Here is a 21,413-nt window from a genome sequence, read left to right as displayed (position 1 = left end):
CTTCGAGCATAGTTACTTGCGTGAGCGATCACGTCGAGCCGTGAGCGTCACTGTCAACAGCCGTGTCATCACGCGGAGTTGTCGTTCCCCCACTGCGCCCCTCCTGATGGAAGGCGACCAGCGTGTCCCCCCACACGACTCCCTCCCCCCAGCTCCCGGACTTCGCGCGGCCGGAGCGAACGCACTGGATCGAACTCCCCGCACACCGGTCCAGCGTCAGAGTCGCCCGCCACTCGATGAACGCACGCATGGCCGCCTGGCACTTGCCCAGTGAGGTGTCCGCGGACGCGGAGCTCCTCATGTCGGAGCTGGCCGCCAACGCCGTGTGCCACACGCCCAGCCGGCAGATCCTGTGCGGCATGGGGCTCGTCACGGACCACCGCCTCCGCCTGGAAGTGCACGACCACGACTATGCGGGCGCCAGCCTGTCCAGATGCCGGCCGGGGCCGGACGACGAGAGCGGCCGGGGGCTGTTCCTGGTCCAGGAGATCGCGCACACCTGGGGAGTCGACCGATCACGGCTCACCGGCGGCAACGCGGTGTGGGCCACCTTGATCACCTCTGCCTGAACCTGTCGTTCCTCACACGCTGAGCGCGGCCCTCACCGTCTGTTCGGCCGCCGTTCCGCCTTCGCCCCAGGAGGTCACCCGGCCCGCCTCCAGGACGTAGTAGCGCTGCGCGGCGCGCATGGCGAAGCCGACGTGCTGCTCGACCAGGAGGACGGACAGTCCGCCCTTGCGGGCCAGGGCCAGGATCGTCTCCTCGATCTCGGCGACGACCGACGGCTGGATGCCTTCGGTCGGCTCGTCGAGCAGGAGCAGCCTTGGGCGGGTGACCAGGGCGCGGGCGATGGCGAGTTGCTGGCGCTGGCCGCCGGAGAGCAGTCCGGCGCGACGGCCGGACAGCTCGCTCAGGGCGGGGAAGAGGTCCAGTGCCTCGGCGATGGCCTCCTTGCCGTCGGGGCGGCCGTCGGCGACGAGCCGCAGGTTCTCGGCGGTGGTCAGGTGCGGGAAGGACTGCTGGCCCTGGGGCACGTAGGCCATGCCGCGGGCCACCCGCTGGTGCGGGGCGAGGCGGGTGATGTCCTCGCCGTCCAGCAGGACGGTCCCGCTCTTCGGCTTGAGCAGGCCCATGGCGGCGCGCAGCAGCGTACTCTTGCCGGCGCCGTTGTGGCCGAGGACGGCCGCGACGCCGTCCTCGGGGACCTCGACGCTCACGCCGTGCAGCACGGTCGTACGGTCGTAGCCCGCCCGAACGGTGTTGATCTCCAGCATGGACGTCACGCCTCCTCGGCGACGGGAACGGCAGCGGCGGCGGGGTCGGGTTCGCCGGCGCGGCCGAGATAGACCTCCTGGACCCGCGGGTCGGCCTGGACCTCGGCGACCGTGCCCTCGCTGAGGACCTTGCCGGCGTGCAGGACGCTGACGCTGCGGGCGAAGGAGCGCATGAAGTCCATGTCGTGTTCGATGACGACGACCGTGTGGTCCTCGCTCACCCGTTGCAGCAGTTCGCCGGTGGCCTCGCGTTCGTCGTGGCTCATGCCCGCGACGGGTTCGTCGAGCAGCAGCAGCCTCACGTCCTGGACGAGCAGCATGCCGATCTCCAGCCACTGCTTCTGGCCGTGGGCCAGCGCGCCCGCGGGCCGGTGGCGCAGGTCGGTCAGGCCGGTGGTCTCCAGTGCTCTCGTCACCGGCTCCGGGATGTCCTTGCGGCGGCGGAGCAGGGCGAGCGGCCCGCGCCCGGCGCCCGCCGCGATGTCAAGGTTCTGCAGGACGTTCAGTTCCTCGAAGACCGTGGCCGTCTGGAAGGTGCGCCCTATGCCCATGCGGGCGATGTGGTGCACGGGCTTGCCGAGGAGTTCCTTCTCGCCGAAGCGGACCGAGCCGGTGGCCTTCACCAGGCCGGTGACCGCGTCGACCAGCGTGGTCTTGCCGGCGCCGTTCGGTCCGATGAGGAAGCGCAGGTCGCCGGGCTCGACGTCCAGGTCGACGCCGCCGACGGCCGTGAAGCCGTCGAAGGTGACCCGTAGATCGCGGATGGTCAGTGCCTCGCCGCTCATGCGGTCCCTCCTGAACGGGTGGTGCGGGTACGGCGGTTGCGGGCGACGGCCAGCAGTGAGGCCAGACCACCGGGCAGGAAGCCGACGGCCACGACGAACAGCAGCCCCTGGAGGTAGGTCCACGCGGCGGGGAAGGCGTCGGAGAGCGTGCTCTGCGCCCAGGCCACCGCGATGGCGCCGAGGACCGCGCCCACCAGGCTCGCCCGGCCGCCGACCGCCGCGCCGATGACGAAGCCGATGGACGGCACGATCCCGATCAGCGCCGGGGAGATGATCCCCACGGCCGGGACGAACAGGGCGCCGGCCAGGCCCGCCATACCCGCGGCGACGACGTACGCGACGAGTTTGACGTTGGCCGGGTTGTAGCCGAGGAAGCGCACCCGCTCCTCGGAGTCCCGTACGGCGATGAGGAGTTCGCCGTAGCGGCTGACGAACAGCTGGCGGGCGGCGGCCATCAACAGCAGCAGGACGACGGCGATGACGAAGTACACCATGCGCTGGTTGACGGGGTCGTTGAGGTCGTAGCCGAAGAAGCCCTGGATGTCGGTGAGGCCGTTGGTGCCGCCGGTGGTGGCCTGCTGGCCGATCAGCCAGATGGAGAGGGCGGCGGCCAGGGCCTGGCTGAGGATCGCGAAGTAGGCGCCCTTGACCCGGCGTTGGAAGACGAAGAAGCCGAGCAGCGCGGCGACCGCCATGGGCAGCAGGACGGTCATGGCGAGTGCGAAGGCCGGGTTGGCGAAGGGCTGCCACCACCAGGGCAGGGCGTCGCCGGTGCCGTAGAGCTGCATGAAGTCGGGCAGCTTCTCGCCGGTGGCGGCGGCGTCGGCGAGCTTGAGGTGCATGGCCATGGCGTAGCCGCCGAGGCCGAAGAAGACACCCTGGCCGAGGACGAGCAGTCCGCCCCGGCCCCAGGCCAGGCTGACGCCGACGGCCACGATCGCGTAGCACAGGTACTTGGCCAGCAGCGAGAGGCGGAAGTCGGACAGGACGAGCGGGGCGATGCCGAGCAGGAGGAGCGCGCCGAGGGCGAAGCCACCGGGCACGCGGAAGCGCTCCAGCAGGGACGCGGGCGGCGGGGTCACAGCGGTGGGGGGCGTCGTTGTCGTCATGCCAGGCTCCGGGTGCGCAGTGTGTACAGGCCCTGGGGCCGCCACTGGAGGAAGGCGACGATCGCCACGAGCACGACGACCTTGGCGACACTGACCGTCGTCGAGTACTCCAGCACGGACTGGAGCACACCGAGCGCGAAGGCCGTGATGACGCTGCCCTTGAGCTGACCGATGCCGCCGACGACCACGACCAGGAAGGCGTCGACGATGTAGTTGGTGCCCATCGTCGGGCCGATCGGGCCGACCAGCGTGAGCGCGACACCGGCGACGCCGGCGAGACCCGAGCCGATGAAGAAGGTCATCCGGTCGACCCGGCCGGTGGGGATGCCGGACGCTTCGGCGAGGTCGCGGTTCTGTACGACGGCCCGGATGCGGCGGCCGAGCGGGGTGAGCCGCAGGATGAGCGTGAGGGCGAGGACGCACAGCAGGGCGAGGCCGAGGATGAACAGCCGGCTGTTGGCGAGGGTGATGCCGCCGCCTATGGAGATGTTGCCGGTGAGCAGGTCCGGGGCATGGGTCTGCACGTTCGGGGCGCCGAAGATGTCCCGGGCGAGCTGCTGGAGCATCAGCGAGACGCCCCAGGTGACCAGCAGGGTGTCCAGTGGGCGGGTGTACAGGCGCCGGATGAGCAGCCATTCGAGCAGCGCCCCCATGGCTCCGGCGACGACGAAGGCCACGGGCAGGGCGACGAGCAGCGAGAGGCCGGCGCTGCTGATGGACTTCTGGAGGACGTACGTCGTGTAGGCGCCGGCCATGATGAACTCGCCGTGCGCCATGTTGATCACGCCCATCTGACCGAAGGTCAGGGTCAGGCCGAGCGCGATGAGCAGAAGGACGGCACCGATGCTGATGCCGGTGAACGACTGGTTGAGGATGACCGTCATGAAGCGGCTCCGGGTGCGGGGACGGAAGGGCGGGCGCGGGGCGGACCCGGCCTGCGCGGAGGCCGGGTCCCACCAGGTGCCGAAGGCTCAGGAGAGGCCGGACGCCCAGGAGTAGCCCTTCAGGTACGGGTCCGGCTTGATCGGCTTGCCCGAGTTCCAGACCTCGGCGATGAGACCGTCCGCGCCGACCTTGCCGATCCGGGCCGTCTTGTAGACGTGCTGGGTGGCGCCGTCGACCGTGACCTTGCCTTCCGGGGCGTCGAAGGCGATGCCGCCGGCGGCTTCCTTGATCTTGGCGACGTCGAAGGAGCCGGCCTTCTCGACCATCTCCTTCCACAGGTAGACCGAGATGTAGGCGGCCTCCATCGGGTCGCTGGTCGGCTTGTCCTTGCCGTACGCGGCCTGGTACGCCGCCACGAACTTGGTGTTCGCCGCGCCGGGCGTGGTCTCGTAGTAGTTCCACGCGGTCAGCTGGTCCTGAAGGTACTGGGTGCCGATGCTCTTGACCTCCTCCTCCGCGATGGAGACCGACAGCACCGGCATGCTCTTCGCGGTCATCCCGGAGGACTTGTACTCCTTGAAGAAGGCCACGTTGCTGTCGCCGTTGAGGGTGTTGAACACGGCGTCCGCGCCGGAGTCCTTGACCTTGTTGACGATGGTGCTGAACTCCGTGGAGCCCAGGGGCGCGTAGTCCTCGCCCATCACCTGCATACCGTTGGCCTTCGCGTACGCCTTGATGATCTTGTTGGCGGTGCGCGGGAAGACGTAGTCGCTGCCGACCAGGTAGAGCTTGGTCAGGCCCTGCTTCTTGAGGTAGTCCAGCGCGGGCACGATCTGCTGGTTGGTGGTCGCGCCGATGTAGAAGATGTACGGCGACTGCTCCAGGCCCTCGTACTGCACGGGGTAGAACAGCGGCGACTTGTAGCGCTCGAAGACGGGCTTGACGGCCTTGCGGCTGGCGGAGGTCCAGCAGCCGAAGGTGGCCGCGACCTTGTCGTCCGTGATCAGGGCCTCCGCCTTCTCCGCGAAGGTCGGCCAGTCGGACGCGCCGTCCTGGCTGATGGGCTTGAGCTTCTTGCCCAGCACGCCGCCGGCGGCGTTGATCTCCTTGACGGCGAGCAGCAGCGCGTTGTGGACGGTGACCTCGCTGATGGCCATGGTGCCCGAGAGCGAGTTCAGCAGGCCGACCTTGACCGTGGCGCCGGAGGTGTCCGCCTTGGCGCCGGCACTGTCGGTGGAGGAGCTGTCGCCGGTCTTGGCGCCGCAGGCGCTGAGGGCAGCGGACGCGCCGACGGCCGATACGCCGGCCAGCAGACCGCGTCTGCTGATGTGGAACCCGGACATGCACAACCTCCTTGCCCCGAAGGGCGATACGAGAATGGGGAACTTCGGGACTTTGGGGACTTCGAGAACTCCTCAGAGCTTCCGGGGCGGGGTCCGGCCTGGTCGCTGAAGTGCGACCACAGCTTGCGAGAGCACTGTTTCCACGGCGTTTCGGCGAAATTGAAGGGTAGTTTCCAGAGGAAGTAAATGAACGAGCGAAAGCGAGGAGTGTTCTCACCGGGATTCAGACTTGACGGCACTTCAGGGAACGAAAATTATTACTTCCTGTGGAAAGTTTCTGTTTTCCCGGCTTGTCAAGGGAACGGTGATCGGCGGTAGGCTCCGGGCATCCCCGTCGCGGGGAGCCGAGGTTCGAGCGGAGGAGTGCGATGGCGAGGCGGCCCGAGGAAGTCCTCCACCTGCTCACCCTGGCCGAGCGCCTTGCCGTGCGCCGAGTGCAGTCGGTACTGGACGAGTTCGACTGCTCGATCGAGGCCTGGCGGGTGCTGGACCTGCTCTCGGACGGGCAGGGCCACAACATGACGGCGCTGGCCGACCACGCCTTCCTGCCGGCGCCGAGCCTGACCAAGCTGATCGATCAGCTCGTCGACCAGAACCTGGTCTTCCGCCGCGTCGACCCCGCCGACCGGCGCCGCATCCTGGCCCATCTCACCCCGCGCGGGATGGCGCGCTGGCAATTGCTGATCCGTGAAGTGCGGGCCGACTGGGCGGAGTTGGAACCGCTGCTGACGGACGACGACGGGGAGCGACTGGACACCCTGCTGGACCGGCTGGCCGCGAGCCTGGTGGGCGAGGTCACAACAGGCCGTGGGGAGCGCGCAGTTGGGCGAGCACGTTGAAGTCGAGCCCGTCCGCCTCGGCCAGGTAGATGCGCTGGCGCACATGCCGGTCCTTCAGACGCAGCAGTCCGCGCGGCCCTTCGTAGGAGACCGCGTCGGCGGCCTCTCCGATCGCGGAGACGTCCAGGGTGCGAGCCCGCTCGATGAGCGCCGCCAGCAGCAGTACGCCTTCGTAGCAGGACTCGCCGAGGCTGCCCGGGGCGGGTGCCTCGATGCCGAAACGGGCCGCGTACTGGCCGTGGAAGTCCAGGGAGTCCTGGTTCACCAGTGACGCGAAGAACCCGGCCGTGCTGAACAGGTCGCGGGTCGCCTCCGACCCGCTGGCCATCAGCATGTTCTCGTCCATCAACGTGCTCAGCCGCAGACACCGCTGGTCGAGCCCGGACGCGGCGAAGGCCCGGTTGAAGCGGACCGCGTCGCTGCCGACCAGCAGCATCAGCACGCCGTCGGCGTCCGCGTGCTCGATGCGCCGCAGCACGTCGTGGAAGTCCTCGGTGCCCAGCGGGAGATACGCCTCGCCGCAGACCCGGCCCCGGCAGGCGCGGGCGTAGTGACGGGCGGCCTTGGCCGTCCGTCTGGGCCAGACGTAGTTGTTGCCGACGACGAACCAGCGCCGCACCCGCCGCGACTCGGCGAGGTGCCGCATCGCCGGCAGCAGCTGCCAGTCGGGGGTCTCGCTCGTCATGAAGACGCCCTCGGTGCGCTCGCCGCCCTCGTACAGGGCCGTGTACACATAGGGCACCCGGTGGGCGATGCGCGGCGCCACCGCCTGCCGCACCGACGAGATGTGCCAGCCGGTGACACCCTGGACGACGCCCGTGGCCACCAGTGCCTCGACGTCCCGCGCGACTCGCCACGGCTCCGCACCGCCGTCGACCTCCAGCAGCCGCAGCTCCTTGCCGAGCACGCCGCCCGCCTTGTTGACCTCCTCGGCGGCCAGCCGCGCGCATGCCTCGCAGGTGGGGCCGAAGATCCCGGCGGGCCCCTGCATCGGGTACACGAGCGCGATGTTCAGGGCCGAGTCGTCGGCCGTGAACCACTCGGGGTGGTGGAGAGGGAGCGGCGGCCGGTGCATGGCCTCATGATTGCCGCACCGCCCTTGATGCCCAAGCCGCTGCCCGGATCGAGACCGTTTCGTAGACATCCGAATAAAGAAACGCTTGCGTTTCGATCAGGCTCCCCGTAGCGTTCGGGTACGAAACCGTTTCGTATCGAGGGGACTCCGGGTCGTGCCCAGCCGCACCAGCAGCAAGCAGAACAGGATCACCGCCCGCGTGATCCTGAGCGCCGTGCGGGCCTCGCGATGACGGCCTCTCCGGTGGTCCTGGCCGTCGCCCTCTCGCTGGTTTCGGCGATCTGTTACGCCACGGCCGCCGTGGTCCAGGAGCGGACCGCGGCGGACACCGCGAGTGTGCGCGGCGCGCTGACCCGCGGCTCGTGGTGGTGGTCCGTGGTCCTCAACGCCACCGGCGCGTTGCTGCACGTGGTCGCCCTGCGGTACGGGCCGCTGACCCTCGTGCAGCCGCTCGGTGCGCTGAGTCTCGTGGTGGCGGTGCCGCTGGGCTCGCTGGTCGCCCGCCGCCGCACCTCGGGCGCCCAGTGGCGCGGCATGAGCCTCACCCTCGCCGGGCTGACCGCGCTGCTGACCGTCACCGCCTCGGGCCACGCGCCGCACGACACCTTGGACGCCACCGAGGTTCTCGTGGTCGCGCTCGCCGCCGGCGCCGTCATCGCGTTGATCGTCCTCTTCGCCGCGGGCGGCACCGCCAGAGGCGGCCTCGCCTTCGCGGCGGCCTCCGGCATCGCCTCCGGGGTCGGCTCCACACTGGCGCAGAAGCTCGCGGTCGGGCCGGCGCTCTCCTGGAGCGTGGCGCTGGTGGCGGCCCTGACCGTCGCGTTCGCCGTGTCCGGGCTGCTGCTCTCCCAGAAGGCCTACCGCAGCGGCCTCGGCGGTCCCCTCGCCATGCTCACCCTCCTCAACCCGGTGGCCGCGTCCGCCATAGGCATCACCCTGCTCGGCGAAGGCTTCCAGTACGGCGGGACGGGCACCCTGCTCGCGCTCGCCGGTGCCGCCGCGGCCGTCCAGGGCGTGATCCTGCTCAGCCGTCCCCAGACCAGTCACGACCGTCCTGGCGATCGTGACCGCCGGCCCGGCGGCCATGAGCGGCCGCGCGTGCCGCACCGGAACGCGCCCGTCGCCGTGCCGGGCCTGCGACCCACCCGGCTGTTGCGGGCCGGGCCGCCATCCACCGGGCCGCTACGCCCGGTCACCGTCGACTTCACCGGCACGAGCCGGGCCATGAGAGGCAGAACACGAACATGACGACTCTTCAACTGCGCGCTCCCGTCGCCGTACGCGCGGCGGGACTGGTGGACGTACCCGCCGTGGTGCGTCTGTTCGCCCCGCCCTCGCCCTCGCCCCGCCTGTCGGTCGCGGGCCACGACGACTGGGCGGTGGACTGGGAGCAGACACAGCGCGCCATGCGGCTGATGCTGGCCCACCACGCTCTCGAGGAGGGCCAGGTGTGGGTCGCCGAGCGCGCGGACGGCGCGCTCCTCGCGGCGGGTATCTGGCTGCCGCCCGGCACGGGGACCGGGCCTCCCGACGCCCGCTTCAGCAGCCTCCTTTCCCGTGAACTCGCCACCTGTCTGCCCCAACACCACGTACTGGCAACGGCGTTGAAGACGGCGGGGCCCGACGAGCCGCACTGGACAGTGGTCACCGTCTGCGCGCCGGACGACACGGAAGCCTGGGAGCGTGCCGTGGTCGCCGAACTGCTGGCCCCGGGAGTGCGCGTCGTCGACGACCAGGACGCCACCGCCGTCGCGATCACGATCTCCGCCCGCCACATGGACCAGTTGCGGCCCCTGGGGTTTCGCCGGCCGCGCGAAGTTCGGGTGGCGCCGGGCACGGGCGTATGGCTGGCGACCCGTCAGCCGAAGACGGCCCGTCATCGGGAGACGACCCGCCATCCGGAGAACCGGCTGGGTGACTGACGGGGCTCGTCGCGGGCAGTGAGCGCTACGGCTCCAGGCAGATCACCGGGATCCGCTGGACCAGGTTGTTGCCGAAGCCGCCCCGGTTCCACGGCTGGGTGAGGGGCTGGGCCGTGCCTTCGGCGTCCGTCGCGCGGGCGGTCAAGGTGTGGTGGCCCGGGGCGGCCGTCCAGGACGCGTGCCAGCGGCGCCACGACCAGGCATGGCCGTCGTCCGAGGGGGCGAGCTCGGCAAGCTCCCACGAGTCGCCGTCGTCCGTACTGACCTCGACCTTCGTCACCGGGGCACGGCCCGACCAGGCGCGGCCCGACAGCCGCAGCGGGCCGGGATGTACGACGCGGGTGCGGGACATGAAGTCCGGGAAGCCGGGCGGGATCATCAGTGCCCGGGGCTCGATACGGGTGACCGGGTCGCCCGGCTCATCGGGAGTCCGGCGGTAGCGGTACGCCACCGCCTGCTGGAAACCGGCGAACGGAGTGTCGGTCAGCGTGATGTCGCGCAGCCACTTCACATGGGCCATGCCGTACCAGCCGGGGGCCACGAGCCGGAGCGGATGTCCGTGCTGCGGGGGCAGCGGGGCGCCGTTCATCTCGTAGGCCACCAGGACCTCCGGATCGGCGGCCATGGCGTCGGCGAGCGTGAGGCTGCGCTGGTAGTCCTGTTCGACGCCGCGTTCCACGCCGTGGTCGGCTCCCGTGAAGACCGCCTCGACGGCGTCCGGCTCCACTCCGGCCTCGGCGAGCAGCCTGCGCAGGGGTACGCCGGTCCAGTCCGCCGTGCCCACCGCCTCGACGAGCCAGGGCTGGCTCACCGGGCGCGGGGTGAGCCGGGCCCGGCCGTTGCCCGCGCACTCCATGGTCACGCGGTGCGTGACGGACGGGAGGGAACGCAGGGCGGTCAGGTCGAGCGTCAGGGGCGTACGGACGCGGCCGCGCACCGTGAGGGTCCACATGTCGGCCTCGGCGGGCGGGACGTAGGGGATGTCGTAGTGGACCAGTACGTAGTGGAGGCCGGGTGGGGTCACGTCGTAGCGCAGGGCTTCCAGCGGGAGGCCGTGGTTGCGGGCGGCGAGGGCGAGTTCCTCGAGGCTGATGCCCTCCTCGGGATCGGCGACACGCCCCGGTGTGCTGACATAGGCCAGTGAGCCGGCCTTCCCGACGGGACTGCGACTGTTCATGACCCCATGGTGCTCCCTGGGATGTCGCTTCAGGAGAAACCTCAGGAGAAAAGCGCGTCGAGATCGGGTTCGCCGCCGCCGAAGAGGCCGTCTCGCTCACTCAAGGAGGCCAGCTTTTCCAAGGAGGGCATGTCGACCTCTGTCGGCCAGCCGGGCAGTGTGAGTTTCTTCAGGACGTCGTCGCCGATCTTGGTATACGTGGTGAGTACCTGGCGTGCCTCGTCGGGATGGTCGGAGGCGTAGCGCAGCGACTCGGTCATCGCTGCGACGAATCTCTTCACCAGGTCGGGGTTCGTCTTCACCATCTGGGTCGACGTGAAGTACGTCGCGACGGTGAGCTTCGGATCCGTCTCGGCGAACGGCGAGGCGACAACGCGGGCACCCTGCGCTGTGGCCGTCGTCATCGCGGGATCGCCCATCCAGGCGGCGTCCACCCGCCCGTCGTCCAACGCGGCCGGCATCTGATCGAACGGTATCTCCACGAACTTGACCTCGGAGGGATCGCCGTCTGCCCTGCGGACCGACTCGCGCACCGTGGTGTCGCCGATGTTCTGCAAGGTGTTCACCGCGACCGTGCGCCCGGCGAGATCAGCGGCCGTCCTGACCGGGCTGTCCTTCTTGACCGCCACCCCGGTGACGTCGGCCCCCACCTTCCCGTTGGAAGCCGCGCCATTGACCACTGACTTGACCGGCACGCCCTTGACCTGGGCGATCATCAGCGAGGTGGTGTTGCTGAATCCGAATTGGAACTGACCGCTCACCACACCGGGAATGATCGCCGCACCGCCCTGGGCGCTCACCATCTCCAGCTTGATCCCGCGACCGCTGAAGAACCCCTTCTTCTGACCCAGATAGAGGGGGGCCACATCAATGATGGGGATAATGCCGACCCGGACCGTGGTGGTCTTGTTCCCACCCGCGGCCGAACCGCTCGACCCCGAGTCCGACGACCCGCAGCCGACCATGCCGACAGTCATGATCAATACTGCCCCGATCCCGATGACGCGTCTTCGCATGGGCTCCTCCTGACGGAAAGCAAGCATGTAGATCGCGCGGGAATGCGAAGTCGGCTGGTCACCGCTCGGCAGCGTGCACGTTGTGCACCTTCCTGAGCACGTTGTGCACTTTCCTGACGGCCGGAAATCTACACACCCGCTTTGGCCTTGTCAGCACTCCGGACACGCCGGGATGCGACGGCACCGCGGCCGTAGTGGGCGGCAACCTTTGCGGGAGCGGCGGCGACTGGTGGGTGAGGAGATCCACGAACCGCCGAACGAAGGTCACCACGTGAGTCCAAGAGCAGCCCTGCACCGCCGGGTACGGCGCGGCAGAACGAACCGTCGCACTGTTCTGATCGGCGTGGTGGCCACCGCTCTGGGCGGGGGCGCGATCACCGGCGGCATCCTGATGTCGGCGTCGGACTCCGGGCCGGGCGCGGGCACCTACCGGCTGGTGAACGCCGCCGGCGGCCAGTGCCTCGCCGTACCGAACGCCGACATGGCGAGCGACGTACAGCTGAACCAGGCGGCGTGCGACAGCGCGGCCGATCGGACCTGGCAGCTGGCCTCGGCCGACGGCGGGTTCACCGTGAAGGCCGCGCACAGCGGACTGTGTGCCGGGGTCAGGAACGCGTCGAGGTCGGCGGGCCAGGCGGTACAGCAGCAGGCCTGCGACGGCGCAGCCGCGCAGGTGTGGAAGGCGAAGCAGGCGGGGGACGCGTACCACCTGGTCAACGCCGAGAGCGGCAAGTGCCTGAACATCGAGGCCCGTCGGGCGCAGCAGGACTCCTGCGCCGAGGCGCCCAGCATGGGGTGGACGCTGAAGTCCGTCAAGGACTGGTCCTCGCCGCCCGCTTCGACGTCGCCTTCGTCCTCACGGTCGGCGTCGTCGCCTTCTCCGTCTCCGTCCCCGTCGGTGTCGGCTTCGGCTTCGGCTTCGGCTTCGGCTTCGGCGAGCAAGGGCGCGACCGCTTCCGCCGCCACGTCCCCGAAGACCTCCGCCACTCCCCCGCCCCGCGGCTTCGCCCTCGGCTCCTGGCCCATCGCGACCGGGAGCAAGTCGGTGACCTCCACGATCAAGATCTCCGGCAGCTACGACGGCGGCCTGCGGCGCTTCTACGGCTCGGGCGCCCTGGGCGGCGCCGGCCAGGACGAGGACCAGGACCCGGTCTTCGAACTCGCCGACGGGGCCGTCCTGAAAAACGTCGTCCTCGGCGCGCCGGCCGCCGACGGCGTGCACTGCCTGGGCAGTTGCACCCTGCTCAACGTGTGGTGGCAGGACGTCGGCGAGGACGCGGCCACCTTCAAGGGCACGTCGCCCTCGGCCACGTATGTCGTCGACGGCGGCGGTGCGCGGAAGGCGGACGACAAGGTCTTCCAGCACAACGGTGCCGGAACGCTGACGATCAGGAACTTCCAGGTCGCCGAGTTCGGCAAGCTCTACCGCTCGTGCGGCAACTGCGAGACCCAGTACAAGCGGCACGTCGTCATGAACAACATCAGGGTGACCAGCCCCGGGAAGGTGCTGGCCGGTGTCAACGCCAACTACGGGGACACCGCCACGATCTCCGGCATCACGATCGTCGGGGACAGCGGCCGGGAGATCACGATCTGCGAGCGCTTCCAGGGCAACACCAGCGGCGCGGAGCCGAGCAAAGTCGGCAGCGGCGCGGACGGCACGTACTGCCGCTACAGCGCGTCGGGCATCGCCTACAAGTGACGGCGATCGCACGGCAACCCGTTCCCAGCAGTCCCCAACCCCCCACAGGAGGACCTCTCCATGAGCCCACGACCGACCCCGGAGCCCGCCGAGCGAACGACCATGCCCTGGCGCAAGAAGGCGGTCTTAGCGGCGCTGGCAGCCGCCATGCTGTCCGGGCCCGGCGTCGCGCAGGCCGTCCCGCAGCCCGCCCCGGCAGCCCAGGAACAGGTGGCGGCGGCCGACATCACCTGGACCCTCGAACGGGCGAGCAATCCCACCCAGGACCAGCTGACGGCCTACAACCTCATCACGGCGGCCATGAACGCAGCGGTGGCCCGGTACAACAACCTCAGCGACCTCGGCAAGAGCATCACGGTCCGCTACGACCCGGGCGTCCCCACCGCTGACGGCAACATCAACGGAACCATCCGCTTCGGCAACCGCGATTACATGACCGAGAGGACCGCGCTGCACGAGATCGCCCACACCATCGGCGTGGGCACCAGCGCGGGCTGGTCCTCCCTCGCCGGCACAGGCACCTGGCGCGGCGCGGAGGCCACGGCACTCGTCAAGCGGTTCGACGGTTCGGGCGCCGCATTGTCCACCGGCGGTGGCCATTTCTGGCCCTACGGCCTGAACTACGAGAACGAGTTCTCGAGCACGGCGGGCGATCGCCATGTCCAGATCGTCGCCGCCATGGTTCGTGACGGTCTGTAACCAGGGTTTGTGGAAACGACGGTCCCGCCCCTCTCCGGGCGGGACCGTCCCCCGGCGGACCTACCTATGTCGGCAGACCTCCGGATGGCACCTTGCGGGTGGTCAGCTGAGGCCGAGATCGGACAGCGCGGTGGTCCAGTCGGTGAGGATGGCGCTGCGGGCGTCGTCAAGAGTGACGGTGCCGGCACAGACCGCCTTCTTCAGCTTGTTCTCCACCGTGTCCTTGCCGGAGGCGGTCTCGTCCCCGTACCGCGGCTCCGGCCACAGGTTCTCGGCTGCCTTGGGGGCGCCGCCGAGTTCGAGCGGGACCATGTGGTCCTCTTCGTAGTCGGCGGTGCTGGTGTCCGAGTAGCCGTACTCGGCTATCTGCTGGACCTTCAGGGCGTTGGTGTACGAGGTGGACGGGCGCACGGTGGCCGTCCAGCCGGACACGCAGATCGTGGAGTCGATCGTGCCCTGCGTGACGTCCGGGTTGTAGGCCCCGGGCTGGCAGGCCGGGTCCGGAAGCGGCAGGTAGGACTGCGAGCAACTGGCGGCGTGCGCGGCCGTGCCCGTGCCGAGGATGAGACCGGCGACAGCGATGGCGAGGGACGTGGTGGTGGCGGTGAGGCGGCGTGCAGCGCGCATGGGGGATCTCCCGCGATGGGCCCGGGATTCCGGGCAGGTGTGAGCATGACAGCACCCGCTCATCTATGCGGGTAGAAATACGAGGTGAAGAATCGGCGACCTCGCCAAAGTCTTACCTGCGCATGGCAAGCGGTTGCCCAAGTCCTGGGCCCACCTTGGGAGTTCGCTCAGTCGAAAACGGTCTCGGGGATCTGTACGTTGATCAGCTCCCCCGTGCGCGGGTCGACGGTCAGGCCCCGTCCAAGCTTGCGGTTGCGCAGCTGGGCGTGGGTCAGCCGGGTGCCCAGGATGTCCCCGTCCATCAGGCTCTGAGGGTCCAGCAACACGCCCCTGCGCTGCCGTTTCAGGGCACTCAGCCAGCCCATCGCACCCGCCAGGGTGTCGCCCGTGGCAGCGGCGGCCACTCCGATGCCGCGCTCCTTGCCGGATTCGACCAGGGCGCGAAGGTCCGGGTCGATATCCGGCAGGGTCAGCAGATCGGCGTCGTCGACGAGGACCACGCGGGGTTCGCTGCCCGTACCCAGGGCGGCGGTGAACTCCTCTTGTGTGGGCGCCCGTGACGCGAGCAGTCGTACTCCCGGATGCCCGTCCAGGGCGCGCAGCGGCGAGTCCCGGGGCGTGAGGACGACGAGCCGGGTACCGGAGGAGAGCAGCGAGACCGCGAGGCTCGCCAGCGTGGTGCTGCGGCCGGAGCCGGGCGGCCCGCCGACCACGAACGTCGGTGAGGAGCCCGCGAAGTCCACTCCCACCGGTGCGACGTCGTCACCGCCCAGCCCCAGCAGGCCCCACAGAGGTCGGCGGAAGTCCTCACCCACCTTCTCGTACGCCTCGGTGAAAGCCACCTTCGCGGGCAGCGAGCCGATGCGGAAGGGCCGGCGGGCGGCGGGCAGCCCCGTGTCGCGGCGGGCCGCCTCGGCGCCGATCGCGCGCAGCGCCTCCGCCTGCTCCTGACCGGATGCCCCGGGCCCGAGCAGCGCCACCTGGATCTCCGTGCCGCCGGAGGTCCAGCCCTGTCCGGACCTGATGACGTCGGGCAGTTCCTGCCGGCGTTTGCCCACGAGGTTGTATTCGGTGCGCTCGTTCAGCCGCAGCAGCAGCTTGTTGTCGTTGAGCGCGGCGGCCCGCCCGGCCAGCAGGGCACGCTCGGACGTGGCGACGACGTGCAGACCCGAGGCGGAGCCCTCCCGCAGCAGACGGTTGAGCTGGTCGAGCTGCCGGCCGCCGTTGTGCTCGCCGATGAGGTCGACGAGCGCGTCCCAGCCGTCGATGAGCAGCAGGACGTGCGCCGGGCGGGCGGCCGTGGGAACCATCGCGCGCAGCTCTGCCAGGTTCGCGGCGTGATGCTGCGTCAGCTGTTCCTGGCGGCGCTCCAGTTCCGCGTCGAGCCGGGCGAACAGCCGCTCCAGCCGTTCGGTGTCGCCGCGGGCCACGACGGCTCCGCAATGCGGCAGGACGCCCACGGCGGACAGCGCGCCGCCCGCGAAGTCGATGCCGTACAGGTGCACGTCGGCGGCGGAGTGGCCGCGGGCCAGTGCCCCGGCCATGGTCCGCAGCACCTGCGAGCGGCCGGAGCGGGGGATGCCGATGACGTACAGGTGCCCGAAGGTGTCGAGGTCCAGGTGGACCGGCAGTTGCGCCTGCGCCTCGGGCAGGTCCGACAGTGCCCATGGGACCGGGGCCAGACCGGCGGCCCCGGTCGGTTCGGGCTGCGGCAGGTCGTCGATCAGCACGTGGGGGGCGAGCGGGGGCAGCCATGGGCTGGGCTGCGGGGCACAGCCGACGAGTTCCACCGCCTCACGCACCGCTTCCACGAGGGCGTTGAGGTCGGTGGGCAGGTCGTCGTCCAGGGCGGCGAGAGCGGGCTCGTCGCCCGGGCCCGGCACTCCGGCGGCGCGGCCCAGACGCTGCCAGGACAGTTCGGTCCCCCAGATCTGAGGGGCGTCCGCCCCCGTCGCCCGCTGCGGCTCCGGCGCCGGTTCGGCCCCTGGCCGGGTGGCCCCGGCGTACGCGGTCTGGAAGGGGACGACCGTGCCGTGCCCGAGGCGTGCCAGGGCCCGGCCGGGGGTGTTCGCGGAGATGCTGACCGCGTCCTTGGTGTCGATGACGTCCTGGCTCTCGGCGGCGTCGGTGACGCGCAGGGCGATCCGCAGGTTGGTGTTGGCGCGGATGTCGGCGCTGACCACGCCCGCCGGACGCTGGGTGGCGAGGATCAGATGGATGCCCAGGGAGCGGCCGCGCTGGGCGATGCTGACCAGGCCGGGGATGAAGTCCGGGATCTCCCGGTACAGGGTGGCGAACTCGTCGATGACGATGACCAGCCGGGGCAACGGCGCGAACTCGGGGTTGCGGCGGCGCATGCCCTGGTACTCGGGCAGGTCCTTGGCCCCGGCGGCGGCCAGCATGTGCTCACGGCGGAGCAGTTCGGCCGACAGCGAGGTCAGGGCGCGCTGTACGAGATGACTGTCGAGGTCGGTGACCATGCCCAGGGTGTGGGGCAGCTCGACGCAGTCCTTGAAGGCGCTGCCGCCCTTGTAGTCGACGAGGACGAAGGTCAGTTCGTCGGGCCGGTTGACGGCGGCGAGCGAGGCCACGAAGGTCTGCAGCAGTTCCGACTTGCCGGCTCCGGTGGTGCCGGCCACCAGGCCGTGCGGGCCGTCCTTCACCAGGTCGAAGGCGGCCGGGCCGTCGTAGCCCGCGCCCAGCAGCAGCGAGGTCGACGACGGCCGCTCGGTCCAGCGCGTCGCGATCAGCCGGCCGCTCGGCTCCGGCAGTCCCAGCAGGTCGAGCAGGCCGATGCGGTCCGGCAGCCCTTCCGAGGCGTCCGGGGTGACGTCGTGGATGGGGGCGATGCCCCGGGCGAGGCGCTCGCACCAGGCGGGTTCGACCAGGTCGGGGCGGATGTCGGGGAGGTCGGGCTGCCCGGTGCGGCGCAGGGTCAGCCGCTGGTTCTCGTACCGGACGACGGCGGTGCACTCCTCGGGGAGGAGGCGTTCCTCGTGATCCAGGCAGAGGGGGAAGATCCGGACGCCCGGGCCCTCCTTCAGGATGGAGACGACCCCGGGGACATCGCGCAGGCGGCGGGCTCCGTCCATCACGACCAGCACGTCCGGTTCGCTGAGCAGCGCCTTGCTCATGGTCGACTCGGCGGCCCGCTGTCGGGTGCGCAGGGTGGAGACGAGTTCGGCCACGCGGTTGGCGACCGTCTCCGGGTCGTTGCCGATGAGGGTGACGGCTCCCCCGCGGGATCCGGGCAGGCCGTCCCGGGAGTGCGGCAGCCAGCGGGCCCACTCCCAGGACTCCTGGGACGTCTTGTCGGTGAGGACGACGATCCGCAGGTCACGGGGGGTGTGCAGCACGGCGGCCTGGGCCGTCATCCAGCGTGCCAGCGCCTGGACCGGACCGGTCTCTCCGGCCAGGCCCACCACTTGGCAGTGCTCCAGGTCGACGCTGATGGGAGCGTCCGGGATGGTCCAGTGGACCGAGGTGTGGTTGTCCTCGCGCGCCGAGTCGTCGATGCCCAGCAGGGACAGCTGCTCGGCGGTCCCGATCCGCAGCGCGAGGTGGTCCGGGTCGCCCCGGCGCCGCTCCCACAGCCGGTGGCCGGGGCCGGCCGCCCACAGTCCCGCCAGCGCCGGGTCGGGCGCGTTCTCGGTCCGCAGCCGCTGCTCCTTGGCGACCCGGTACCGGACGTCCTCCTCCAGGGAGCCGCGGCGCAGACGGTAGACGCGGCACTTCTCCTCGTAGTCCTTGCGTGCCTGTCGTCGCCCGCTGAAGTGGTTCGCCGCCATGATCAGCGGCGACATGAGCATGAAGACCAGGTAGTAGTACGAGTTCCAGAAGAGGACCATGGCGATGCCCATGACCATCGGGGCGAACGCCATGAGGAGGGGAATCGGCCGGCGCCCGGGCGGCTCGGGGGGTGCGGGCAGCCGGAAGCGCTCGGGTGCGAGATGCGGCAGCATGCGCGGCGGGCGGTTGTAGTCCAGGCCGCCGCCGCCCTCGGAGGGCACCACCGCGGCGTCCCTGCGCGTCGGTTCGGCCGACCGCAGCAGGAATTCACCGATCGCGAGTTCGGCACCCAGGGGCCAGGGTTCCCAGCCCTCGGGGAGGGCGGCTGTCCGCCAGGAGGCGTCGGTGTCCTGCTCGTCCTCTTCTTCCTGTTCTTCCTCTTCTTCGTCCTGGTCCGCGAGGGGGAGCAGGGGGAGGTCGGGCTTGCCCCGGTGCTCCGGCGGCTGCGGAACGGACAGCCGTGCCGTGCCGTCCGCCGGCAGCTCGGCGATGGCGGATCCGTCCGGGCGCACGGTGATCCGTACCCCGTCGGACGGGACGCCGCGTCCCCGCAGCGGTACGGCGGAGCCCTCCAGGGGGCCGATGCCGTGGGTGCCTACGCCCAGGGCGTACACCCGCCCGGCGTCGGCTCCCCCCACCACCTGGAGTTCGACGACCGGTGAGTGGTCGACCCGCTGCGGCTGCGGCATCACACAACGCTCGGGTCCGTACTCCGCGGCGGCCGGCGGAACGGGGGCGCCGAGGCCGATGACGCTGCCGTCCATGATCTGGGTGGCGGCCAGCGGTGCTCCCAGGGGCAGCGGTTCGCCGTCCAGGTAGCAGACGGGCGCGGCCGGCTTCGTCGCGGCGGACTCCGCCTCACCGGCCCGCATGCGGACCAGATGCTCGGCGACTTCCCGCACGGGAGTGGAGGCGTCGGCGCTCAGCACGACGTCCTGACGGCTTGCGGGGTCGCCGTCGGCGACGGTGGTGATGAGGAGTTTCACGTCTCCCCTTCGATGGTCGTGGGGCGAACAAGGCAGTGGGGTGGCGGCGCGAGGCGCGGCGCGTGCGGTGCGAGGACGGCTATTCGTCGCCGTGGGAGGACGCCTGGGCGGGGCGCGTCCGGGCGGTGGCCGGTTCGGACAGCAGATCGGAACCGGTGACGGTCCGGGCCGGAGCCGGGAGCGTGGGTTCCTCCGAGAGTCCGGATGGTTCGGGCGCCCGCTGCTCCGGTCGCACACGCGGTTCGACGGCCTGCTCGACCGTGCGGTGCCGCTCGGGTGCGCGGCGCGAGCGGCGCCGGTCCGCCCGTACGGCCGCGGCGACGGCCCTGCTCAGCGGGGCGCAGTCCGCGTACAGGCCGAGTTCCGGGGCGGTGACCCGGCCACGGGCGTCGACGCGGAGGGCCCAGCTGTGCGCGGGCACCGGGCCGTCCACGAGACAGACGACGGTGCCCGAGGCGGCGAGCGCTCCCAGTCTCCGGGCCTGTTCCCGCGTGGGGGCGGCGCAGACCACGACCTCGGTGGTGGCGGTGACCGCTTCCTCCGGCTCCACGGGAGGTGAGTCCTCCAGTTCCCGCAGCACCGTGTCGAGCCGCTCCCCGCGGTGGTGCGGGTGGACACCGTCCGTCACGGTCACCGAGGCTCCGCTGCCGGACCGGTCGAGTTGCGCGGCCAGCGCCTGGAACAGGCGCGTCCGGGCGGCGGAGTCCCCTTCGACGGTGATCATCCGCGGTCCGGCGGCCAGGTCGAGGTGGACGCAGGCGTCGTCCGCCATGCCCACGGCGACCGGCAGCGGGCGGACCCGGGCACCGGTGCGGGGCAGGGCCTCGGGCAGCACCGCCGCATCGTCGAGGTGGCCGGCCTCCAGGCACCAGGACTGCGGACCCGGTCCGTCCTCGGTCTCCCACGGGGCGGGCGGCCCGGGCAGCCGGCGGGCGGCTATCTGGACGGCGACCCACCCCGGCTGTGTCCGCAGCCCGTAGGGGAAGGCGCCGGGCACGGCGGCGAGTGCCGCCCCGGCCGCGTCCAGCGACCGCCGTACCAACAGGCCGGCCCGGGGGTCGCACAGCTGACGGGCCAGGGTGCGCACCCCTCGGCGGTGGCGCCGGTACGCGCGCAACGGCTCACCGAACGCCTGCCGGGTCAGGGCGAGCTCCCTGGCGGCGCGTCGCCGGCACCGCCGCCAGCCGCCGTGCTTGCGTACGAAGTGCCGCAGCATGAGGAAGAACAGCAGGAGTACGACGACGGCGACGAGGATCATCGTCCACAACGACTTGTCGGGCTTCGCCAGCGCGATCAGGTGCCCGTGGACCCGGGTGGCCGCCGTCATGCCGCCACCAGCATGTGCCGGGGGTGCCGTCGGCGCAGCTCCCGCAGGGCGTGGTGGGCCCGGGACTTCACCGTGCCCGGCGGGATGGACAGGGCCTGCGCGGCGTCCTGGCCCGTCCAGCCCAGCAGGTAGACGTAGACGAGGACCTCACGGTGAGGCGCCGAGAGGCAGGAGAGGGCGTTCACGAGGAAGCGGCGCTGCACCGCCTGGCCGATCGGGTCCACGGGTTCGGCGTGGGTCTCCAGGAGCTCCTGATGGATCTCGGGGCGGGCCTGTTCGCGTCGCGTCCAGTCGACCACCAGGTTGTGTGCCACCCGGAACAGCCAGGCCCGCGAGGGCGACCAGTCCGGTGGCTGGTCCGCGGAGTTCAGCCAGGCACGCAGCAGCGTCTCCTGGACGAAGTCCTCGGCGCGCTGCCGGTCGCCGCGCAACAGTCCGCTGACGTAGCGCAGGAGCGGACCGTGGTGCCGTTCGTAGAGCTCGCGGACGGGTCCGTCGCACGTGGCAGCAGCGGGAGCCGTCCCCTGATCGGGTCTGTGAGGGCTCTCTGCGGAGCTGGTTGTGGATCTCATGAATTGTCTCCCCAGTACCGGCGTCGCTGTCGCGAGCCGGTCCGGTCGGGCGCCGCGTGTGCGGCGTGGGCTGGGCAGAGTGGACCGGGTACTCCCAGGCTGACCAGCGCGTCCACAATCGGAACACGCGATTCCTGTTGGGGCGTGAGTTTATGTGGGCTTCTCCGACTTGCAAGAGGCCGTGATGTGAACTCAGACCAGGTTCACCGCGCGAGCGGAGGTCGCCCCGATCTCCGCCTCGACCTCGGTCAGCACCCCGGCGGGCACCGTGTCGTCGACGTTCAGG

Annotated in this window: 18 protein-coding genes and 1 pseudogene; 7 read left to right on the top strand and 12 right to left on the bottom strand. The window is 70.7% G+C overall.

Annotation, left to right across the window (positions count from 1 at the left end; all coding sequences use genetic code 11):
• The first annotated feature begins 122 nt into the window (after positions 1-122).
• A complete protein-coding gene (locus tag AB0I77_RS45580; RefSeq protein WP_363288810.1) occupies positions 123-569 on the top strand; it encodes an ATP-binding protein in 447 nt (148 codons plus the stop codon).
• Positions 570-581: 12 nt separating this feature from the next.
• Here AB0I77_RS45580 and urtE read toward each other — a convergent pair whose 3' ends face one another.
• From urtE to urtA, 5 genes are all read right to left on the bottom strand, one after another.
• The gene (gene urtE, locus AB0I77_RS45575; protein ID WP_363288859.1) at positions 582-1,274 is read right to left on the bottom strand and encodes an urea ABC transporter ATP-binding subunit UrtE; all 693 of its coding nucleotides are present in this window, start codon (positions 1,272-1,274) and stop codon (positions 582-584) included.
• Between the two features lie 5 nt (positions 1,275-1,279).
• Entirely contained in the window at positions 1,280-2,059 is a 780-nt protein-coding gene (gene urtD, locus AB0I77_RS45570; protein ID WP_363288809.1) for an urea ABC transporter ATP-binding protein UrtD, read from the bottom strand.
• Positions 2,056-3,168 (bottom strand): urea ABC transporter permease subunit UrtC, encoded by a 1,113-nt coding sequence (gene urtC, locus AB0I77_RS45565; protein WP_363288808.1) that lies wholly within the window; start codon positions 3,166-3,168, stop codon positions 2,056-2,058. The genes urtD and urtC overlap by 4 nt, the downstream gene beginning before the upstream one ends.
• Positions 3,165-4,052 (bottom strand): urea ABC transporter permease subunit UrtB, encoded by an 888-nt coding sequence (urtB, locus tag AB0I77_RS45560; RefSeq protein ID WP_363288807.1) that lies wholly within the window; start codon positions 4,050-4,052, stop codon positions 3,165-3,167. Before urtB ends, urtC begins: the two co-directional genes overlap by 4 nt.
• An 87-nt stretch (positions 4,053-4,139) precedes the next feature.
• Positions 4,140-5,396 (bottom strand): urea ABC transporter substrate-binding protein, encoded by a 1,257-nt coding sequence (gene urtA / locus AB0I77_RS45555; RefSeq protein WP_363288806.1) that lies wholly within the window; start codon positions 5,394-5,396, stop codon positions 4,140-4,142.
• A 368-nt stretch (positions 5,397-5,764) separates the two neighbouring features.
• On the opposite strand from urtA, the gene AB0I77_RS45550 reads away from it, so the two are divergent.
• Positions 5,765-6,235: a MarR family transcriptional regulator gene (locus AB0I77_RS45550; RefSeq protein WP_363288805.1), complete on the top strand. Its 471-nt coding sequence runs from the start codon at positions 5,765-5,767 to the stop codon at positions 6,233-6,235.
• Here the strand turns inward: AB0I77_RS45550 and AB0I77_RS45545 are convergent.
• Positions 6,192-7,310 carry a substrate-binding domain-containing protein gene (locus AB0I77_RS45545; protein ID WP_363288804.1) on the bottom strand — a complete coding sequence of 373 codons (1,119 nt, stop codon included), beginning with the start codon at positions 7,308-7,310 and terminating at the stop codon, positions 6,192-6,194. The genes AB0I77_RS45550 and AB0I77_RS45545 overlap by 44 nt on opposite strands.
• Before the next feature lie 228 nt (positions 7,311-7,538).
• Here AB0I77_RS45545 and AB0I77_RS45540 point away from each other — a divergent pair, with 228 nt between their 5' ends.
• Together AB0I77_RS45540 and AB0I77_RS45535 are read left to right on the top strand one after the other, a co-directional pair.
• Positions 7,539-8,558, top strand: a complete 1,020-nt coding sequence (locus AB0I77_RS45540) for a DMT family transporter (RefSeq protein ID WP_363288803.1) — start codon at positions 7,539-7,541, stop codon at positions 8,556-8,558.
• Positions 8,555-9,232 carry a hypothetical protein gene (locus AB0I77_RS45535; protein WP_363288802.1) on the top strand — a complete coding sequence of 226 codons (678 nt, stop codon included), beginning with the start codon at positions 8,555-8,557 and terminating at the stop codon, positions 9,230-9,232. The genes AB0I77_RS45540 and AB0I77_RS45535 overlap by 4 nt, the downstream gene beginning before the upstream one ends.
• Before the next feature lie 25 nt (positions 9,233-9,257).
• On the opposite strand, the gene AB0I77_RS45530 is transcribed toward AB0I77_RS45535, so the two are convergent.
• Together AB0I77_RS45530 and AB0I77_RS45525 are read right to left on the bottom strand one after the other, a co-directional pair.
• Positions 9,258-10,409, bottom strand: a complete 1,152-nt coding sequence (locus AB0I77_RS45530) for a sulfite oxidase (RefSeq protein WP_363288801.1) — start codon at positions 10,407-10,409, stop codon at positions 9,258-9,260.
• 41 nt (positions 10,410-10,450) lie between these two features.
• Positions 10,451-11,425, bottom strand: a complete 975-nt coding sequence (locus tag AB0I77_RS45525; RefSeq protein WP_363288800.1) for an ABC transporter substrate-binding protein — start codon at positions 11,423-11,425, stop codon at positions 10,451-10,453.
• A gap of 172 nt (positions 11,426-11,597) precedes the next feature.
• Here AB0I77_RS45525 and AB0I77_RS45520 point away from each other — a divergent pair.
• The 3 genes and pseudogenes from AB0I77_RS45520 to AB0I77_RS45510 all read left to right on the top strand — a co-directional run.
• Positions 11,598-12,179 (top strand): annotated as a pseudogene (locus tag AB0I77_RS45520) (RICIN domain-containing protein); the annotation flags it as partial.
• 144 nt (positions 12,180-12,323) lie between these two features.
• Positions 12,324-13,127 carry a pectate lyase gene (locus AB0I77_RS45515; protein ID WP_363288858.1) on the top strand — a complete coding sequence of 268 codons (804 nt, stop codon included), beginning with the start codon at positions 12,324-12,326 and terminating at the stop codon, positions 13,125-13,127.
• Between the two features lie 102 nt (positions 13,128-13,229).
• Positions 13,230-13,826 (top strand): hypothetical protein, encoded by a 597-nt coding sequence (locus tag AB0I77_RS45510; RefSeq protein ID WP_363288857.1) that lies wholly within the window; start codon positions 13,230-13,232, stop codon positions 13,824-13,826.
• Between the two features lie 102 nt (positions 13,827-13,928).
• On the opposite strand, the gene AB0I77_RS45505 is transcribed toward AB0I77_RS45510, so the two are convergent.
• The 4 genes from AB0I77_RS45505 to AB0I77_RS45490 form a co-directional block, all read right to left on the bottom strand.
• On the bottom strand, positions 13,929-14,453 hold the full coding sequence (locus AB0I77_RS45505) for a hypothetical protein (RefSeq protein ID WP_363288799.1): 525 nt from the start codon (positions 14,451-14,453) through the stop codon (positions 13,929-13,931).
• Between the two features lie 167 nt (positions 14,454-14,620).
• Positions 14,621-19,228, bottom strand: coding sequence for an FtsK/SpoIIIE domain-containing protein (locus AB0I77_RS45500; RefSeq protein WP_363288798.1), 4,608 nt, complete (start codon positions 19,226-19,228; stop codon positions 14,621-14,623).
• Between the two features lie 79 nt (positions 19,229-19,307).
• Complete coding sequence (locus AB0I77_RS45495) at positions 19,308-20,555, bottom strand: hypothetical protein (protein ID WP_363288797.1); 1,248 nt, start codon at positions 20,553-20,555, stop codon at positions 19,308-19,310.
• On the bottom strand, positions 20,552-21,127 hold the full coding sequence (locus AB0I77_RS45490) for a sigma-70 family RNA polymerase sigma factor (RefSeq protein ID WP_363288796.1): 576 nt from the start codon (positions 21,125-21,127) through the stop codon (positions 20,552-20,554). The genes AB0I77_RS45495 and AB0I77_RS45490 overlap by 4 nt, the downstream gene beginning before the upstream one ends.
• Positions 21,128-21,413 lie beyond the last annotated feature (286 nt).

Origin of the sequence: Streptomyces sp. NPDC050619 (assembly GCF_040654815.1) — a bacterium.
In the GTDB taxonomy this organism is placed as follows: Bacteria; Actinomycetota; Actinomycetes; order Streptomycetales; family Streptomycetaceae; genus Streptomyces.
This window is presented reverse-complemented; position numbering and strand designations above follow the sequence as displayed.

Coding starts and splice junctions, on each gene's coding strand:
- urtE (WP_363288859.1), bottom strand. CDS start 1,274: ATGCTGGAGATCAACACCGTTCGGGCGGGCTACGACCGTACGACCGTG.
- urtD (WP_363288809.1), bottom strand. CDS start 2,059: ATGAGCGGCGAGGCACTGACCATCCGCGATCTACGGGTCACCTTCGAC.
- urtC (WP_363288808.1), bottom strand. CDS start 3,168: ATGACGACAACGACGCCCCCCACCGCTGTGACCCCGCCGCCCGCGTCC.
- urtB (WP_363288807.1), bottom strand. CDS start 4,052: ATGACGGTCATCCTCAACCAGTCGTTCACCGGCATCAGCATCGGTGCC.
- urtA (WP_363288806.1), bottom strand. CDS start 5,396: ATGTCCGGGTTCCACATCAGCAGACGCGGTCTGCTGGCCGGCGTATCG.
- AB0I77_RS45550 (WP_363288805.1), top strand. CDS start 5,765: ATGGCGAGGCGGCCCGAGGAAGTCCTCCACCTGCTCACCCTGGCCGAG.
- AB0I77_RS45545 (WP_363288804.1), bottom strand. CDS start 7,310: ATGCACCGGCCGCCGCTCCCTCTCCACCACCCCGAGTGGTTCACGGCC.
- AB0I77_RS45540 (WP_363288803.1), top strand. CDS start 7,539: ATGACGGCCTCTCCGGTGGTCCTGGCCGTCGCCCTCTCGCTGGTTTCG.
- AB0I77_RS45535 (WP_363288802.1), top strand. CDS start 8,555: ATGACGACTCTTCAACTGCGCGCTCCCGTCGCCGTACGCGCGGCGGGA.
- AB0I77_RS45530 (WP_363288801.1), bottom strand. CDS start 10,409: ATGAACAGTCGCAGTCCCGTCGGGAAGGCCGGCTCACTGGCCTATGTC.
- AB0I77_RS45525 (WP_363288800.1), bottom strand. CDS start 11,425: ATGCGAAGACGCGTCATCGGGATCGGGGCAGTATTGATCATGACTGTC.
- AB0I77_RS45510 (WP_363288857.1), top strand. CDS start 13,230: ATGCCCTGGCGCAAGAAGGCGGTCTTAGCGGCGCTGGCAGCCGCCATG.
- AB0I77_RS45505 (WP_363288799.1), bottom strand. CDS start 14,453: ATGCGCGCTGCACGCCGCCTCACCGCCACCACCACGTCCCTCGCCATC.
- AB0I77_RS45495 (WP_363288797.1), bottom strand. CDS start 20,555: ATGACGGCGGCCACCCGGGTCCACGGGCACCTGATCGCGCTGGCGAAG.
- AB0I77_RS45490 (WP_363288796.1), bottom strand. CDS start 21,127: ATGAGATCCACAACCAGCTCCGCAGAGAGCCCTCACAGACCCGATCAG.